This is a genomic window from Bradyrhizobium sp. AUGA SZCCT0431 (assembly GCF_018131065.1).
GTDB lineage: Bacteria > Pseudomonadota > Alphaproteobacteria > Rhizobiales > Xanthobacteraceae > Bradyrhizobium.
Map to the genome: position 1 here is coordinate 50,025 of NZ_JAFCLR010000028.1, position 16,151 is coordinate 66,175.

The 16,151-nt window shown below is 64.0% G+C and carries 15 protein-coding genes; 12 read left to right on the top strand and 3 right to left on the bottom strand.

What is annotated here, in order from left to right:
* Positions 1-64 precede the first annotated feature (64 nt).
* Positions 65-379, bottom strand: coding sequence for a quaternary ammonium compound efflux SMR transporter SugE (sugE, locus tag JQ567_RS25060; RefSeq protein WP_212034055.1), 315 nt, complete (start codon positions 377-379; stop codon positions 65-67).
* Positions 380-530: 151 nt separating this feature from the next.
* On the opposite strand from sugE, the gene JQ567_RS25065 reads away from it, so the two are divergent.
* The 7 genes from JQ567_RS25065 to JQ567_RS25095 all read left to right on the top strand — a co-directional run bounded on the left by JQ567_RS25065 (position 531) and on the right by JQ567_RS25095 (position 7,539).
* Positions 531-2,150 (top strand): peptide chain release factor 3, encoded by a 1,620-nt coding sequence (locus JQ567_RS25065; RefSeq protein WP_212207951.1) that lies wholly within the window; start codon positions 531-533, stop codon positions 2,148-2,150.
* 258 nt (positions 2,151-2,408) lie between these two features.
* On the top strand, positions 2,409-3,134 hold the full coding sequence (locus JQ567_RS25070; protein ID WP_212441277.1) for a crotonase/enoyl-CoA hydratase family protein: 726 nt from the start codon (positions 2,409-2,411) through the stop codon (positions 3,132-3,134).
* Positions 3,135-3,194: 60 nt separating this feature from the next.
* Positions 3,195-3,752, top strand: a complete 558-nt coding sequence (locus JQ567_RS25075) for a TetR/AcrR family transcriptional regulator (RefSeq protein ID WP_212441278.1) — start codon at positions 3,195-3,197, stop codon at positions 3,750-3,752.
* Between the two features lie 87 nt (positions 3,753-3,839).
* Positions 3,840-4,442: a hypothetical protein gene (locus JQ567_RS25080; RefSeq protein WP_212441279.1), complete on the top strand. Its 603-nt coding sequence runs from the start codon at positions 3,840-3,842 to the stop codon at positions 4,440-4,442.
* An 86-nt stretch (positions 4,443-4,528) separates the two neighbouring features.
* Positions 4,529-5,113, top strand: coding sequence for an NnrU family protein (locus JQ567_RS25085; RefSeq protein ID WP_212441280.1), 585 nt, complete (start codon positions 4,529-4,531; stop codon positions 5,111-5,113).
* 1 nt (position 5,114) lies between these two features.
* Positions 5,115-5,939, top strand: coding sequence for a 3-methyl-2-oxobutanoate hydroxymethyltransferase (gene panB / locus JQ567_RS25090; protein ID WP_212441281.1), 825 nt, complete (start codon positions 5,115-5,117; stop codon positions 5,937-5,939).
* A 10-nt stretch (positions 5,940-5,949) separates the two neighbouring features.
* Positions 5,950-7,539: a class I adenylate-forming enzyme family protein gene (locus JQ567_RS25095; RefSeq protein WP_212441282.1), complete on the top strand. Its 1,590-nt coding sequence runs from the start codon at positions 5,950-5,952 to the stop codon at positions 7,537-7,539.
* A 102-nt stretch (positions 7,540-7,641) separates the two neighbouring features.
* Here the strand turns inward: JQ567_RS25095 and JQ567_RS25100 are convergent, their stop codons facing one another.
* Positions 7,642-8,505: a hypothetical protein gene (locus JQ567_RS25100; RefSeq protein WP_212441283.1), complete on the bottom strand. Its 864-nt coding sequence runs from the start codon at positions 8,503-8,505 to the stop codon at positions 7,642-7,644.
* A gap of 260 nt (positions 8,506-8,765) precedes the next feature.
* Here JQ567_RS25100 and JQ567_RS25105 point away from each other — a divergent pair, with 260 nt between their 5' ends.
* The 5 genes from JQ567_RS25105 (at position 8,766) to poxB (ending at position 14,640) form a co-directional block, all read left to right on the top strand.
* Positions 8,766-9,419 carry a tetratricopeptide repeat protein gene (locus JQ567_RS25105; protein ID WP_212441284.1) on the top strand — a complete coding sequence of 218 codons (654 nt, stop codon included), beginning with the start codon at positions 8,766-8,768 and terminating at the stop codon, positions 9,417-9,419.
* Positions 9,420-9,449: 30 nt separating this feature from the next.
* On the top strand, positions 9,450-9,998 hold the full coding sequence (locus JQ567_RS25110; RefSeq protein WP_212441285.1) for a hypothetical protein: 549 nt from the start codon (positions 9,450-9,452) through the stop codon (positions 9,996-9,998).
* A gap of 145 nt (positions 9,999-10,143) precedes the next feature.
* On the top strand, positions 10,144-11,529 hold the full coding sequence (gene der / locus JQ567_RS25115) for a ribosome biogenesis GTPase Der (protein ID WP_212441286.1): 1,386 nt from the start codon (positions 10,144-10,146) through the stop codon (positions 11,527-11,529).
* Between the two features lie 29 nt (positions 11,530-11,558).
* Complete coding sequence (locus tag JQ567_RS25120; protein ID WP_212441315.1) at positions 11,559-12,776, top strand: TCR/Tet family MFS transporter; 1,218 nt, start codon at positions 11,559-11,561, stop codon at positions 12,774-12,776.
* A 127-nt stretch (positions 12,777-12,903) separates the two neighbouring features.
* The gene (poxB, locus tag JQ567_RS25125) at positions 12,904-14,640 is read left to right on the top strand and encodes a ubiquinone-dependent pyruvate dehydrogenase (protein ID WP_212441287.1); all 1,737 of its coding nucleotides are present in this window, start codon (positions 12,904-12,906) and stop codon (positions 14,638-14,640) included.
* A 190-nt stretch (positions 14,641-14,830) separates the two neighbouring features.
* On the opposite strand, the gene JQ567_RS25130 is transcribed toward poxB, so the two are convergent.
* Entirely contained in the window at positions 14,831-16,057 is a 1,227-nt protein-coding gene (locus JQ567_RS25130) for an ABC transporter substrate-binding protein (protein ID WP_212441288.1), read from the bottom strand.
* Positions 16,058-16,151: the final 94 nt, after the last annotated feature.

Here is a 16,151-nt window from a genome sequence, read left to right on the forward strand (position 1 = left end):
CGCCAAGAAAACGCGTCAAATCAAGAATCGAGAGGCCGTTCCGATTCAGCGGAACGGGCTCTCGTCAGGTGACCAGCTTCAGCCCGACAATACCGGCTACAATCAACCCGATGCTGGCCAGGCGGGCCGCGGTGGCAGGTTCGCCGAACAGGGCGATGCCAAGGATAGCCGTGCCGACGGCGCCGATCCCGGTCCAGACGGCATAGGCCGTTCCGATCGGCAGGGTTTTCAGCGCCAGTCCAAGCAGGAGGATGCTTCCGGCCATGGCCGCCAGCGTCAGGGCCGACGGCACCAGCCGCGTAAAGCCTTCGGTGTATTTGAGACCGATAGCCCAGCCGATTTCGAGGAGACCGGCGGTGAACAACACAGCCCAGGCCATGACAAACCCTCCAGATAAGGCAGGGTCGTCCCCGCGGATGATGGTGATGGGAAGGTCGTCCTTCCCTGCTGGATATGGGGGGTGTATCCACCGTCGGCAATCGCCAAATCGCCCTTGATTGCGCCCGTTTTCCCTGCCAAACGCTCGATTCATGTCCGACATTGCCGTTTCAGCCGAATCGCCGTCCCGCTCGCCGCTTGCAGATGAAGTGGCGCGGCGGCGGACCTTTGCCATCATTTCCCACCCGGACGCCGGCAAGACCACGCTGACCGAAAAGCTGCTGCTGTTCGGCGGCGCCATCAACCTTGCCGGTCAGGTCAAGGCCAAGGGCGAACGCCGCAACACTCGCTCCGACTGGATGAAGATCGAGCGCGAGCGCGGCATCTCGGTCGTGACCTCGGTGATGACCTTCGAGTTCGATGGCCTCGTCTTCAACCTCCTGGATACGCCGGGCCATGAAGACTTTTCGGAAGACACCTACCGCACGCTGACGGCGGTCGATTCCGCGGTCATGGTGATCGACGCCGCCAAGGGCATCGAGGCGCGGACCCGAAAGCTGTTCGAGGTGTGTCGCCTGCGCGACATCCCGATCATCACCTTCATCAACAAGATGGACCGCGAAAGCCGCGACACGTTCGAACTGCTCGATGAAATCGAGAAGACGCTGGCGCTCGACACCACGCCGATGACCTGGCCGGTCGGCCGCGGCCGTGACTTCCTCGGAACTTACGACATCGCCACCGGCGGCGTGCGCCTGCTCGAAGGCGGCGGCGCCAAGACCGGCGCCGCGCAGCAGATCGACATCGCCGATCTCGCCGGCCGGAGCGCCAATCTCGACGTTGCCGAGGTCAAGGACGAACTCGCGCTGGTCTCGGAAGCCTGCAAGCCGTTCGAACTCGAGGCGTTCCGCGAGGGCCATCTGACGCCGGTCTATTTCGGCAGCGCGCTGCGCAATTTCGGCGTCGGCGATCTCTTGGAAGGCCTCGGGCGCTTCGCACCGGCGCCGCGCGCGCAGGAAAGCAATCTGCGCAAGGTCGAGGCGGCAGAGCCGCGCATGAGCGCCTTCGTGTTCAAGATCCAGGCCAACATGGACCCGAACCACCGCGACCGCATCGCGTTCGCGCGGCTGTGCTCCGGCAAGCTCAGCCGCGGCATGAAGGCCAAGCTGGTGCGCACCGGCAAGAACATGTCGCTGTCCTCGCCGCAATTCTTCTTTGCCCAGGACCGCTCGGTGGCGGATGAAGCCTTTGCCGGCGACGTCGTCGGGATTCCCAATCACGGCACGTTGCGGATCGGCGATACGCTCACCGAAGGCGAAGATCTCACGTTCGTCGGCGTGCCGAGCTTTGCACCGGAAATCGTCCGCCGCGTGCGGCTGACCGACGCAATGAAGGCCAAGAAGCTGAAGGAGGCGCTGCAGCAGATGTCGGAGGAGGGCGTCGTGCAGGTGTTCCGCCCGCGCGACGGCGCGCCGGCGCTGGTCGGCGTGGTCGGTCCGCTGCAGCTCGACGTGCTCAAAGCGCGGCTCGATGCAGAATATTCGTTGCCGGTCGAATTCGAAGTCTCGGAATTCCAGCTGGCGCGCTGGATCTCGTCCGACGACCGCAAGAAGCTCGACGCGTTCATCTCGGCCAATGGATCGGGTGTTGCCGATGACGTCGACGGTGACCCGGTGTTCCTCGCCAAGAACGAGTTCTATTTGGGTTATACCAAGGAACGCGCCGAGGGCATCGTGTTTTCCCACATCAAGGATGTGAAGAAGAAGGGGTGAGGGCGCAGTTCGGCGTCTCCCACCGCTGTCGTCCTCCGCGAAAGCGGGGGACCAGTACGCCGCGGCCTCTCGATTCCATCACAACCGTCTCTGGAATACTGGGTCACCCGCCTGCGCGGGTGACGACAGCTGTTCTGTGATTGGCACCCATGCATCCAGTGGATGCCTGCATGCGCTGGCCGGTTCGGAACCAGCCTTGCAGATCAGTCCGCGTTCCGAAAGTATCCAATGGATGCTTATAGAAACAGGGAGGCCAACATGACTGATCTCGCGACCTATTCCCGCACCGGCCCCGTCGGCACCATCGTGATGGATGATGGCAAGGCCAATGTGATGTCGCTGGCGATGCTGAACGCGCTGCATGCGGCGTTCGACCAGGCGGAAAAGGACAAAACCGTCGTGATCCTGAAGGCGCGCGGGAGGCACTTTTCCGGCGGTTTCGACCTCAACGTCTTCGCCAAAGGGAGCGCCGAGGATCAGTACCTGATGCTGAAAGCGGGCGCCGAACTGGCGCTGCGCATCCTGTCGTTCCCGACCCCGGTGGTCGCCGTCTGCCAGGGCAATGCCTATCCGATGGGGGCCTTCCTGATCATGTCCAGCGACCACCGTCTCGCCGCCGAGGGCAATTACTTGATCGGGATGAATGAAGTTGCAATCGGGCTCACGGTGCCGCGGTTCGCCATAGAGATCGCCCGGCAGCGGCTGACGCCGGCCTATTTCAGCCGGGTGGTGATGACGGCCGAAATGTTCGGTCCGGCGGAAGCCGTCACCGCCGGCTTCTTCGATCGCGTGGTGCCGGCTGCCGCGCTGGAGCGCAGCGCGGAGGAGGTCGCCGGGAAGCTGAGCACGCTCGACATGGCGGCGCATGCCGCCACCAAGGCGCGGGCGCGTGGTGCCGTGATCGAGATGATCCGCGGCATGATCGACGAGGACATCACGCCGCAATATGGCGAGGATCGCGTCAGGAGCCGCGCTTCGGCTTAAGCTTCGGAAAATCGTGTCCGCGACAGTGGCGCTGCGGCCGGGGCCTTTGTATGAAGGGATATGACCGCATCGCCGCGCCGGGCGACCTATCGCCACGGCAATCTGAAATCAGCCGCGCTGAAGGCCGCCACCCGTCTGGTGGCCAAGGCCGGCCATGAGCAATTGAGTCTGCGCGAAGTGGCTGATGCCGTCGGCGTTGCGCATCGCTCGCTGTATAATCATTTCAGGGACCGCGAAGCGCTGCTCGATGCGGTCGCCACCGGCGCCTATAACCGGCTAGCCGCGATCCTGGTCAAGGCGACCACGCCGGAGGATTACACCGCGAAATATGTCCGCTTCGCGCTCGCCAACCGCGCGCTCTATGCGCTGATGACCAGCCGCCCGCACGCGACGATGAAGCACAATCCGCCGCTGCAGACCGCGGTCCACGGCGTCATCACCCAGGCGATGCGGATCTTTTGCCAGGACATCCCGACATCAGCCGCGCGGCGCCGGGCCGTGATGAAGATCTACATCACGCTCTATGGCGGTATTTCGCTCTATGCGGCCGGCGTGCTCGACCAGCCCAGCGAAAAGGCGCTGATTGCGGAACTATCGGCGATGAATGCCGGGAAATGAACGCGGGGATGTGAACGCCGGCCCGCTTGAACCCGACCAAGGCGCGGACCAACTTGATTGGATCGTCGACTTCAAGGGAACCGGCGTATGCTCCGGCGTGTCATCATCTGCCTGATCGTCGCGGCTGCCGGTATCGGCGCCGCTGACGCCCAGCCGCGGCGTCAGATCGATGCCACGCCGTTTTCGCACGCGCCGTGCAGCGTGCTCGACGGCCAGCCCTGCACGCCGTCGTTCTGCAGCGTGTTCAACGACGGCCCGTGCATTCCCGAGATCGATTATCCCTACGGCCAGAACCTGCAACTGACGATCGAAAGCGTTCCGCCAAAGGACCAGGCGGCGAAATACCGGAAGCCGGACCACGACCTCGACAGCATCGGCGACCTGTTTGCGGCGCTGCGGTCCTGCTGGACCCCGCCGCCGGCCGATAGCGCGCGCGAGGGCATGCAGATGTCGGTGCGCTTCAGTTTCAAGCGCTCGGGTGAAATCATTGCCGCCCCTCGGCTGACCTTCGCCACCGCCGGCGTTCCGGCCGATACCCGCGCCATTTATCTGAAGGCGATCAACGCCTCGCTCGATGCCTGCAAGCCGCTGAGATTCACCGGCGAGCTCGGAGGCGCGCTGGCCGGGCGACCGATCGCGATCCGCTATGTCGATAATCGCGATCTGAAGAAGCAAGCGGAGAAGCCATGAGGCGGATGGCGGCGTAGCGCATTGCGCTCCAAGCCCCATCAATGATACGCGAGGGTGGAAGCGAAGCCGCACAGGAGAGGGACATCATGGGACTGCTGGTGATGATCCTGGGCTTGGTCCTGTTTCTCGGGGTCCACACGCTGACCACGCAGCGCGAATTGCGCGCACGGGTCATCGGCTCGATGGGCGAGGGCGGCTACAAGGTCGGCTATGCGCTGGCCTCGGTCGCGGGCCTGACGCTGGTCATCTGGGGCTTTGCCAATTATCGCGCGACGGGCTGGATCAACGTCTGGAACCCGCCGACGGCGTTCAAGCACATCGCCGTGGCCCTGATGCTGCCCGCGATCATTCTGGTGGTCGCCTCCTACATCCGCGGCCGGATCTACACGACGCTGAAGCATCCGATGCTGACCGGCGTCAAGCTGTGGGCGGCCGCGCATCTGCTCGCCAATGGCGATCTCGGCTCGATCATCCTGTTCGGCTCGTTCCTGGCGTGGGCGGTGTTCGACCGCATCTCGCTGAAACGCCGTGCGGATGCCGGCGGGCCGCCGATACCGGTCGGCGGTCCCGGCAACGACCTGATCGCGATCGCAGTCGGGGTCATCGCCTATCTGGCGCTGGCATTTGCCTTCCATCCGGTCGTGATCGGCGTCCCCGTGGTTGGAGTCTAGCATGTCAGTCCAGTCGGCCATCAGGCGCAAGACCGCGCCGGACATTCGCGCGCGCAAGAACGGCGATCCGATCGTGATGCTGACGTCCTACCACGCGCATACGGCCGCCCTGGTCGATCGCTATTGCGACGTCATCCTGGTCGGCGATTCCCTCGGCAACGTCATGCACGGTTTCGAGACCACGGTGCCGGTGACGCTCGATATGATGATCCTGCAGGGGCGCGCGGTGATGCGCGGCTCGCAGCATGCATTGGTCGTGGTCGATATGCCCTTCGGCTCCTACGAGGCCTCCAAAGAGCAGGCGTTTCATGCCGCGGTGCGGATCCTCAAGGAGACCCATTGCGGCGCGGTCAAACTCGAAGGTGGCGTGCGGATGGCGGAGACGGTGGCGTTTCTCAGCGAGCGCGGCATTCCCGTGATGGGCCATATCGGCCTGACGCCGCAATCGATCAACACGCTCGGCTCGTTTCGCGCGCAGGGCCGCGAGGAGGGCAGTTGGGAGCCGATCGAGAACGACGCCAAGGCCATCGCCGAGGCGGGTGCCTTCTCGGTCGTGATCGAGGCGGTCGCTGAACCGCTCGCCCTCAAGGTCACCGAAAGCATCGCCATTCCCACCATCGGCATCGGCGCCAGTGCAGCCTGCGACGGCCAGGTGCTGGTGCTGGAGGACATGCTCGGCCTGTCGCCACGGACGCCGAAATTCGTGCGCCGCTATGGTAATCTCGGGCCCGCGATCGAGGCCGCCATTGAAGGCTACGCTACGGACGTCCGTTCCCGCGCGTTTCCCGGCCCCGAACACGTCTACGACATGAAGGCAAAGAACTGACGAGGCCAAAATGGACTGGTCGCAACATCCTATTCCGGCGATGCGGCTCGAGACGCGCTTCGGCGATCGCGTCGTGCCGGCATTTAGCGAACGGCCGGGCTCCGTCTGGGCCATGATTGCGGAGGCGGCGGAGCGAAATCCGGGCGGCGAGGCGTTGATCTGCGGTGATCGCCGGATGAGTTGGCGCGACGTGGCCTCTCAATCGGCACGGATTGCGGCCGGGTTTCAGCGGCTCGGATTGCAGCGCGGCGATCGTATCGCCGTGCTGCTCGGCAATCGCGTTGAGTTCGTGCTGACGATGTTCGCCGCCGCCCATGCCGGCCTGGTGACAGTGCTGCTCTCGACCCGCCAGCAAAAGCCTGAGATCGCCTATGTGCTGACCGATTCAGGCGCAAAGCTCCTGGTCCACGAAGCGACACTGGCGGAGCGCGTGCCGGATGCGCGCGATGTGCCTGACCTCTTGCATCGGGTTTCCGTCGATGACGGCAGCACCTCGCAGTTCTCCGATCTGCTGGATCACGCGGCCTCGGCGACGCCTGCCGAGGTCGGCGAAGAAGACACCGCGATGATCCTCTACACGTCGGGCACCACGGGCAAGCCAAAGGGCGCAATGCTCGCGCATTGCAACATCATCCATTCGTCGATGGTCTTTGTGTCCTGCTTGCAGTTGACCGCGGCGGATCGCTCGATCGCCGCGGTGCCGCTCGGACATGTTACCGGCGTGGTCGCGAATATCATGACCATGGTTCGGTGCGCGGGCGCGCTCATCGTGATGCCGGAGTTCAAGGCCGCGGAATATCTGAAGCTGGCGGCGCGAGAGCGCGTCACCTACACCGTGATGGTGCCGGCAATGTATAATCTCTGCCTGCTTCAGCCGGATTTCGACAGCTACGATCTGTCGAGCTGGCGGATCGGCGGCTTTGGCGGGGCGCCGATGCCGATTGCGACCATCGAACGGCTGGCCGCCAGGATTCCGGGCCTGAAGCTGGCAAATTGCTACGGCGCCACCGAGACGACGTCGCCGTCGACCATGATGCCCGGCGAATTGACCGCGCGGTACATCGACAGCGTCGGATTACCCTGTCCCGGCGCGCAGATCATCGTCGTCGATCCCGACGGCCACGAACTGCCGCGCGGCGAGATCGGCGAGATCTGGATTCACGGCGGCTCGGTCATCAAGGGCTACTGGAACAATCCAACAGCAACGGCTGAAAGTTTTACCGCCGGCTTCTGGCATTCCGGCGATCTCGGCTCGATCGATGAGGCAAACTTCGTGCGCGTGTTCGACCGCCAGAAGGACATGATCAACCGTGGCGGCCTGAAGATCTATTCCGCCGAGGTCGAGTCGGTCCTGTCAGGCCATCCCGACGTGCTCGAAAGCGCGATCATCGCCAAACCGTGTCCCGTGCTCGGCGAGCGCGTCCACGCCGTGGTCGTGGTCAGGGGCGGGGCCAGCGTCGAGACCTTGCGTGCGTGGTGTGCCGAGCGGCTTTCGGATTACAAGGTGCCGGAAACCATCGACCTGACCGCCGATCCGCTGCCGCGCAACGCCAACGGCAAGGTACTGAAACGGCAGTTGCGCGAGATAGCAGCCACGTAGCCCCGTAGCCCGGATGAAGCGAAGCGTAATCCGGGGCCAATCTACGTCGCGGATACTGACCCCGGATTGCGCTGCGCTCTATCCGGGCTACAGGAGATCAAGCTACAGCTTCGGCGCGCTGCCTTTCGGCATCGCATTGCGTTCGCTTTGTTCCGCGGCGAGTGCATCGCTGTCGATCGCCGCCGCGCTGATGACGCGTTTGACGTCCAATAGCGAAAATTGCGCGATTCCGACCCGGTCGGGCGCCGTGCCGGGTATCAGCTGCACGCTCAGCACGCCGTCGCAATTGGCGCCCTTGGCTTCACTGAGCATCGCGGCCAGCGCTTTCTCCTTTGCCTGCGCACGCTTGACGACCGCCACGCAGCTGCCGCGGATAGTTTCGCCGTTGAGCTTGAGCGCGGCCTTGGGATCGAGCGGCTTGCCGATGGCCTCGACCGCGGTCGCTTCCTTGTACTTCGTGCCGACCGAAACGATCGAGCCCGCGCGATAGATGTAATAGAGGTGCTGATCGCCGACGATGGTGGGCGCGCCGTATTTGCCCATCACCTCCTTGACCATGTCGGCCTTCGCCGGCTGCTGGTCCTTCGCAAAGGTGAGGTTGCGGGCGAGGAAATAAATGCGATTTCCGCTCGCCGGTGACGAGAAGCTGCTCGACAGCACCTCACCATTCTGGCCGGGCCCCGGGGCAAGGCTGAAAGTGAGTGCCGAGGTGAAGCTGATCGCGGTGCTGCCGAACTTCTGCTGCTGGACGTCGGTCGTGGTGTTGGTGCGTCCCTTGAAGAACGATTCTAGCGTGGCACGCGCGGAATTAGCGGTGGAATCCGCCGAGATGCCCAAAATGTCCGGGCGCAGCTTGCCGGAAAATGCCGAGTCCGGCGTCTTCGCCTTGATGTCGTAGGCTTGGGTCGCGGCGGGCAGGGCGGCGGCCCCGATGGCAAGCGTGACGACCAGGGCGCGGCAAACCATGAAGCACCTGCAAAATCAGACGAATAACCGACAAAAATCGAACGGATTACGCCAAGCTTTGAACCGCGAAGTCAATATTCCCGGACGCTCGCGGCATGGGACAACTCGCTTCCGACTGCCACCTCCAGCGTTAACGCTTTGATCCGGCTCGCTTTGCCTTGCCACCGCCATATCGTTAGGGTATCGCCGCCGCCATGCGGGGATCGGGCGCAGGGCGCCGCCGCGCGTCCAGCGGCTCAGCGGGGATGGGATAGCCTTAAGTGTCTGAATTATTTAATGAAGTTGATGAGGAGGTCCGTCGCGATCAGCTCAAGAAGCTGTGGGACCAATATTCCATCTATATCATTGCTGGAGCGCTGCTGATCATCGCCTCCGTGGGTGGCTGGCGTGGCTACCAATATCTGGAAGCCCAGAAGGCGGCTGAGGCTGGTGCGGCCTTCGACAAGGCTGCGGAGCTATCGGAAGCCAACAAGCACGCCGAGGCCGAGGCGGCGTTTGCCGAGCTGGCGGCGAAGGCGCCGGCGGGATACCGCGTGCTGGCGCGCCTGCGTACGGCCGCGGAGGTCGCAAGCCGCGACCAGCAGGCTGCTGCCAAGATGTTCGACGAGATTGCCGCCGACCGCAGAGTCGGCGTGGCGGAACAGGATCTGGCCCGGATTCGCGCCGCCCAGTTGCTGCTGGAGAGCACCTCCTATCCCGACATGAAGTCTCGCCTGGAGGCGGCAGCCGGACCGGCTGCTACCTTCCGCCATACTGCGCGCGAATTGCTGGCGCTGTCGGCCTGGCGCGCCAACGACGCGACAGCGGCACGGCAATGGCTGGACGTGATTGCCAATGACGGCGGGACGCCACCGAGCCTGCGCTCGCGCGCCGAAGCGCTGCAAGCGTTGCTTCCGCCTGTCGCAAAGAGCTGAGCCGGCCAACGAGATAAACGAGAACCGAGCATGCGCCGCCCGCACCGTCTGATCGCAGCCACCGTCCTCATCGCGTTTTCCAGCGCGCTGGCGGGCTGTAGCAGCATGGGCAATTTCGATCCGACCGACATGCTCGACTTCCTCGACACCAAAAAGAAGCTGCCCGGCGAACGCAAGCCGGTTTTCCCCGACGGTGTGCCCGGCCTCGAGCAGGGCGTGCCGAAGGATCTCTACAAAGGCGCGCGCCAGCAGCCGATCGATGACCCGAATGCCCAGGCAGCGGTCGCACCTGCGCCGCAGGAGCCGAAATCGAAGGGATCCACGAAATCCAGAGGCAGGCAGGCGCCAGCCCCCGTTGCAGCGGCGCCCGCGGCTGAGCCCGCCGCCGCAGAGCCCGATGCCGCGCCCGAGGAAGAGGGCGGCACCAACGCAGCGCCGCCGGCGCCGAAGCCGAAGAAGATCGTGCGCAAGCGCACCACCGCGCCGCCGCCCGACCAATCGGCGGCGCCCGCGCAGTCCACCCAACAGTCCGCCGCGCCGTTCCCGGCTCCGATGCCGAGCGGCAGCTTCACGCGTTAATTGCATAGCGTTTTCGCGCGAAGTCGGCGCCGGTTCGCGTAAAGCAAACGCGTCAATACAAAATCAGAGCGCGGTTCCGACGGAACCGTGCTCTATCGTTTCGTTCGATTGACACGTCCTTCAAAAAGGGCGTTTGGATTTATTTATGCCCTTTACGATTGCCATCATCGGCCGGCCCAATGTCGGAAAGTCGACGCTGTTCAACCGGCTGGTCGGGCAGAAGCTCGCGCTGGTCGACGACGAACCCGGCGTCACCCGCGACCGCCGCGAGGGCAATGGGCGCCTCGGCGATCTCGAATTCACCGTGATCGACACCGCCGGCCTCGATGAAGGCGCCAAGGGCTCGCTCACCGCGCGGATGCAGGAACAGACCGAAACCGCGATTGCGCTTGCAGACGCGCTGATGTTCGTGATCGACGCGCGGGCCGGGCTTACGCCGAACGACCGCGCCTTTGCCGATTTCGCCCGCCGCGCCAACAAGCCGGTGGTGCTGGTCGCCAACAAGAGCGAGGGCAGGCACGGCGAAGTCGGCGCGATGGAAGCCTATGCGCTCGGGCTCGGCGATCCCGTGCAGATTTCCGCCGAACATGGCGAAGGCCTCAGCGATCTCTACGATTCGCTGCGCGTGCTGATGCCCGATCCCACCGAGGAGGGCGAGGAATTCGACGATGACGACATCATCGAATCCGATGAAGATTTCGCCAAGCGTCCGATTCGCGTCGCGATCGTCGGCCGTCCCAACGCCGGCAAATCGACGCTGATCAATCATCTGCTCGGCGAGGAGCGGCTGCTGACCAGCGCCGAGGCCGGCACCACCCGCGATTCCATTTCGGTCGAGGTGACCTGGCAGGGGCGCGACTTCCGGGTGTTCGATACCGCCGGCTTGCGGCGGCGGGCGCGGATCGATGAGAAGCTGGAGAAGCTATCGGTGGCGGACGCGCTGCGCGCAGTGCGCTTTGCCGAAGTCGTTGTCATGATGATGGACGCGCAAAACCGGTTCGAGGAACAGGATTTGCGCATCGCCGACCTGATCGAGCGCGAGGGACGCGCGGTCGTGCTGGCCGTCAACAAGTGGGATTTGATGGAAAAGAAAGGCAGCCTCGTTTCGGGGCTGCGCACCGATGTCGATCATTTGCTGCCGCAGATGAAGGGCGCGCCGGTTGTTGCCGTGTCGGGCCTGATGGGCGAGGGTATCGATCGGCTGATGAGCGCGATCGAGCAAGCCTATGCGGTCTGGAACAAGCGCGTGCCGACGGCAGCCCTCAATCGCTGGTTCGAACAGGCCGTAGACGCCAATCCGCCGCCCTCGGTGTCGGGCCGCCGGCTGAAGTTGAATTACATCACGCAAGCCAAGGCGCGGCCGCCGAGTTTCATCCTGTTCTGCTCGCGCGCCGATGCTGTGCCGACGTCCTATCTGCGTTACCTCACCAACAGCATGCGTGAAGCCTTCGATCTGCCGGGCACGCCGATCCGCATTATGCTGCGCGAGAAGGCCAATCCGTTCGCCCACAAGCGCAAACGGCCGTCGTGAACGAGGCGGCCTCGGAACGCGCGGCCGGGATGCCGCCGGTGCGCAGCGGCGCCGCCATCTTCATTTTCGTTACCATCCTGCTCGACATGTTCGCGCTCGGCCTGATCCTTCCGATCTTGCCCAAGCTGGTCGAAAGCTTTGTCGACAACGATACCGCGACCGCCGCGCGGATCTTTGGACTGTTCGGCACCGCCTGGGCGGTGATGCAGTTCATCTTCTCGCCGATCCTCGGCGCGTTGTCCGACCGGTTCGGCCGCCGGCCGGTGGTGCTGCTGTCCAATTTCGGACTGGCGCTGGACTATGTGCTGATGGCGCTGGCGCCGTCGCTGGTGTGGCTGTTCATCGGCCGCGTCATCTCGGGCATCACCTCGGCCAGTATCTCGACGGCTTTCGCCTACATCGCCGACGTGACGCCGCCGGAACGACGCGCTGCCGTGTTCGGCAAGATCGGCGCGGCGTTCGGCGCCGGATTCATTCTTGGCCCCGCCGTCGGCGGCCTGCTCGGTGACATGGATCCGCGGCTGCCGTTCTGGGTCGCGGCGGGCCTGAGTTTTGCCAATACGCTTTATGGCTGGCTGATTCTGCCGGAGTCGCTGCCGCCGGAGCGCCGTTCGCCGTTCCAATGGAAAAGCGCCAATCCGCTCGGCGCGCTGCATCTGCTGCGTTCCAACCGGATTCTCGCAGGTCTGTCGCTGGCGAATTTCTTCGGCCAGGTCGCGCATGTCGTGCTGCCCTCGACCTTCGTGCTCTATGCGACCTATCGCTATGGGTGGGACACCAAGACCGTCGGCCTGACGCTGGCGCTGGTCGGTGTCTGCGCCATGGTGGTGCAGGGCGCGGGCGTCGGACCGATCGTCGCGCGCCTCGGCGAGCGCCGCGCGCTGCTGCTCGGGCTCGGCTGCGGTGCGCTCGGCTTCCTGATCTATGGCGCCGCGCCGACCGGTCCGCTGTTCTGGGTCGGCATTCCCGTGATGGCGCTGTGGGGTATTTCCGGAGCGGCGATCCAGTCGCTGACCACGCAACTGGTCGCGCCCGATCAGCAGGGCCAGTTGCAGGGCGCCACCAACAGCGTCAACAGCGTTGCCCAGATGGTGGGACCGTTTTTGTTTACGCTGATCTTTGCCTATTTCATCAGCGAGTCTGCGCCGGTGAAAATGCCGGGCGCGCCGTTCCTCCTGGCTGCTGCGCTATTGGCGCTGGCGCTGCTGGTCGCATGGCGGACCATGGCTGGCAAACCAGTTGCTTGAAGGCGGCCGTCTCTGAGCGGATGCGGAGTTCCCCTGACTTCACGGTAGCCTGAATTGTTCAGGCCCGGCCGGCCCGCTACATCTGATCGCTGACGTTCCGAAGCCCCTCCAACAGAGCGAGGCCACTATGCCCATCGACACCGTCGCCGACCTCATCGCGGAAACGTTGATCCAGGCCGGCGTGAAGCGGATATTCGGTGTGGTCGGGGACAGCCTGAACGGCTTGACCGAAGCACTGCGCAAACGCGAGGTGATCGACTGGGTTCATGTTCGCCATGAGGAAGTCGCCGCCTTCGCGGCTTCAGCTGAAGCGCAAATCACCGGCGGGCTCGCGGTATGTGCGGGATCATGCGGGCCGGGCAATCTTCACCTCATCAACGGCTTGTTCGATGCACATCGCAGCCGCACGCCGGTACTGGCTATCGCCGCCCAGATTCCATCCGCGGAAATCGGCGGGGGCTATTTTCAGGAGACTCATCCCCAGGAGTTGTTCCGCGAATGCAGTCATTATTGCGAGCTCGTTTCCGATCCGGCGCAGCTTCCCTATGTGCTGGAAAATGCGATCCGCGCTGCGGTCGGCCGCCGGGGCGTGGCCGTACTGGTGATCCCCGGCGATATCGCGCTGCGACCGGCGCCCAGCCGTGGCATTTCACCGAATGCTGGGCTTCTGCCGAAAGCCCCAGTGGTTCGGCCGGATGAGACGGAATTGACGGCGCTGGCGGGGCTCTTGAACGGCGTCAAACGTGTCACGCTGTTCTGCGGCCGCGGCTGCGCGGGCGCCCATCCCAGCCTGATGCGGCTGGCGGACAAGCTCAAGAGCCCGATGGTGCATGCGCTCGGCGGCAAGGAACACGTCGAATTCGACAACCCCTATGACGTCGGCATGACCGGCTTCATCGGTTTCTCGTCCGGCTACGCCGCCATGCACGCTTGCGACGTGTTGCTGATGCTGGGGACGGATTTTCCCTATAAGCAGTTTCTACCCACGGGAGCGAAGATCGCGCAGGTCGATATCCGTCCCGAAAATCTCGGCCGCCGCTGCAAGCTCGATCTCGGTCTCGTCGGCGATGTCGGCGTCACGATCGAGGCGCTGCTGCCGAAACTGACGGCAAAGGATGATCGCCGCCATCTCGACGACAGTGCCGCCCACTACAAGAAAGCCCGCGCCGGACTGGACGAACTGGCGCGCGGGACGCCCGGGCACAAGCCGATTCACCCGCAATATCTGGCGCGCTTGCTCAGCGAGGCGGCTTCCGACGACGCTGTGTTCACGGCCGATGTGGGCACGCCGACGATCTGGGCGGCGCGCTATCTCGTCATGAACGGACGCCGTCGTCTGCTGGGATCCTGGGTGCACGGCTCGATGGCCAACGCGATGGCGCATGCGATCGGCGCCCAGGCGTCGCAACCGGGGCGGCAGGTGGTGTCGATGTCCGGCGATGGCGGGTTCGCGATGCTGATGGGTGACCTGATCACGCTGCGGCAGATGAAGCTGCCGGTGAAGGTCGTGATCTTCAACAACGGGGTGCTGGGATTCGTTGCGCTGGAAATGAAGGCGTCCGGCTTTATCGAAACCGGCGTCGATCTGGAAAACCCTGACTTCGCGGCGATGGCCCGTGCCATGGGCATTCATGCGCGGCGGGTCGAGGATCCCGGCGATCTACCACAGGCGATCCGCGAAATACTGGCCCATGACGGACCCGCGGTGCTCGACGTCGTCACCGCGCGGCAGGAATTGTCGATGCCCCCCACGATCACCGCGGAGCAAGTCAAGGGCTTCAGTCTGTGGGTGCTGCGGGCGGTGATGAGCGGCCGGGGCGACGAGGTTCTTGATCTTGCCAAGACCAACCTGCTGCCTCGTTGAAGGTGCGGATGATCGCGTCTTTGTTTACGTCGTCCCGGCCTTGAGCTCAGATGCGCAATTGCGCATCGGGGGACCCATACCGCGTTGTGCTATCGGCTAAAACAAGGTGGCCGATACCTGCTACAATTACAGCCGCCGCGGCGTATGGGTCCCGGCTTTCGCCGGGACGACGCTCGAGTTTGTTGTCTGACTATTTCTTCACCAGCGGACAGTCGCTGGCTTCGAGCGGCTTGGCGGCGTCTTCCGGGGCGATCGTGGCGATCAGCTTGTAATAGTCCCACGGCCCCTTCGATTCTGCCGGCTTCTTCACTTCGAACAGATAGGCCGGGATGAGACGGCGGCCGTCGGCGCGCAGCGGGCCCTTGCCGAACAAGGGATCGTCGGTCGGCAGTTCCTTCATCTTGGCAATCACCTTGGCGCCGTCACGCGGATTGCCGCCGAGCGCTTCCATCGCCTTGAGATAATGCAGCACCATGGCGTAGGCGCCGGCCTGGGTCATCGACGGCATTGCGTTCTTGCTCGCCAATGCGGCGAACCGCTTCGAGAAGGCGCGGGTCTGGTCGTTCAGGTCCCAGTAAAACGATTCCGTGAACGTCAGGCCTTGCGCCGTCTTCAATCCCAGCGAATGCACGTCGTTGATGAACAGCAGCAGTGCCGCAAGCTTCTGGCCACCGCCCACGATGCCGAATTCGGCGGCCTGCTTGATCGCGTTGGTGGTATCGCCGCCGGCGTTGGCGAGGCCGACGACCTTGGCCTTGGAGGCCTGCGCCTGCAGCAGGAACGACGAGAAGTCCGAAGTGTTGATCGGATGCTTGACGCCGCCAAGCACCTTGCCGCCATTGGCGGTGACGACCGTGGAAGTATCGCGCTCCAGTGCATGGCCGAAGGCGTAATCGGCGGTCAGGAAGAACCAGGTGTCGCCGCCGGATTTGGTGAGCGCCTTGCCGGTGCCGTTGGCGAGCATGTAGGTGTCGTAGGTGAACGAGATCGTGTTCGGCGTGCAGGCCTTGCCGGTGAGATCGGCGGTCGCGGCACCCGAATTGAGCATCGCGATGTTCTTCTCCTTGACGAGGTTGCTGACGGCGAGCGCCACGCCGGAACTCGGCGTATCGGCGATCGCATCGACCTTGTCGTTGTCGATCCACTGCCGGGCGATGTTGACACCGACGTCGGGCTTGTTCTGATGGTCGCCGCTGACGACGTCGATCTTCCAGCCTTTCTTGAGCAGTCCGGAATCGTCGATCGCCATCTTGACCGCGACCACCGAATTGGGGCCGCCGATATCGGCGTAAAGGCTCGACATGTCGTTCAACACGCCGATCTTGACGGTCTTGTCCTGGGCGTAGGCGGGCGCAGCAAGGCTGATGCCGGCAACGGTGAGCAGCGCGGCGAGCCGCCGCGCGGTGAATGCAGTCATGTATTTCCTCCATTTAGGGTCGCCGGGTGGCCTTCTTTGGGAGGTCCACGCCCGGCATATGACTGAGATGGTGGTAGTGGTTCCGGATGCCTTG

Excerpts from the sequence above, each read along its gene's own strand:
- sugE (WP_212034055.1), bottom strand. The coding sequence starts at position 379 with ATGGCCTGGGCTGTGTTGTTCACCGCCGGTCTCCTCGAAATCGGCTGG.
- JQ567_RS25065 (WP_212207951.1), top strand. The coding sequence starts at position 531 with ATGTCCGACATTGCCGTTTCAGCCGAATCGCCGTCCCGCTCGCCGCTT.
- JQ567_RS25070 (WP_212441277.1), top strand. The coding sequence starts at position 2,409 with ATGACTGATCTCGCGACCTATTCCCGCACCGGCCCCGTCGGCACCATC.
- JQ567_RS25075 (WP_212441278.1), top strand. The coding sequence starts at position 3,195 with ATGACCGCATCGCCGCGCCGGGCGACCTATCGCCACGGCAATCTGAAA.
- JQ567_RS25080 (WP_212441279.1), top strand. The coding sequence starts at position 3,840 with ATGCTCCGGCGTGTCATCATCTGCCTGATCGTCGCGGCTGCCGGTATC.
- JQ567_RS25085 (WP_212441280.1), top strand. The coding sequence starts at position 4,529 with ATGGGACTGCTGGTGATGATCCTGGGCTTGGTCCTGTTTCTCGGGGTC.
- panB (WP_212441281.1), top strand. The coding sequence starts at position 5,115 with ATGTCAGTCCAGTCGGCCATCAGGCGCAAGACCGCGCCGGACATTCGC.
- JQ567_RS25095 (WP_212441282.1), top strand. The coding sequence starts at position 5,950 with ATGGACTGGTCGCAACATCCTATTCCGGCGATGCGGCTCGAGACGCGC.
- JQ567_RS25100 (WP_212441283.1), bottom strand. The coding sequence starts at position 8,505 with ATGGTTTGCCGCGCCCTGGTCGTCACGCTTGCCATCGGGGCCGCCGCC.
- JQ567_RS25110 (WP_212441285.1), top strand. The coding sequence starts at position 9,450 with ATGCGCCGCCCGCACCGTCTGATCGCAGCCACCGTCCTCATCGCGTTT.
- der (WP_212441286.1), top strand. The coding sequence starts at position 10,144 with ATGCCCTTTACGATTGCCATCATCGGCCGGCCCAATGTCGGAAAGTCG.
- JQ567_RS25120 (WP_212441315.1), top strand. The coding sequence starts at position 11,559 with ATGCCGCCGGTGCGCAGCGGCGCCGCCATCTTCATTTTCGTTACCATC.
- poxB (WP_212441287.1), top strand. The coding sequence starts at position 12,904 with ATGCCCATCGACACCGTCGCCGACCTCATCGCGGAAACGTTGATCCAG.
- JQ567_RS25130 (WP_212441288.1), bottom strand. The coding sequence starts at position 16,057 with ATGACTGCATTCACCGCGCGGCGGCTCGCCGCGCTGCTCACCGTTGCC.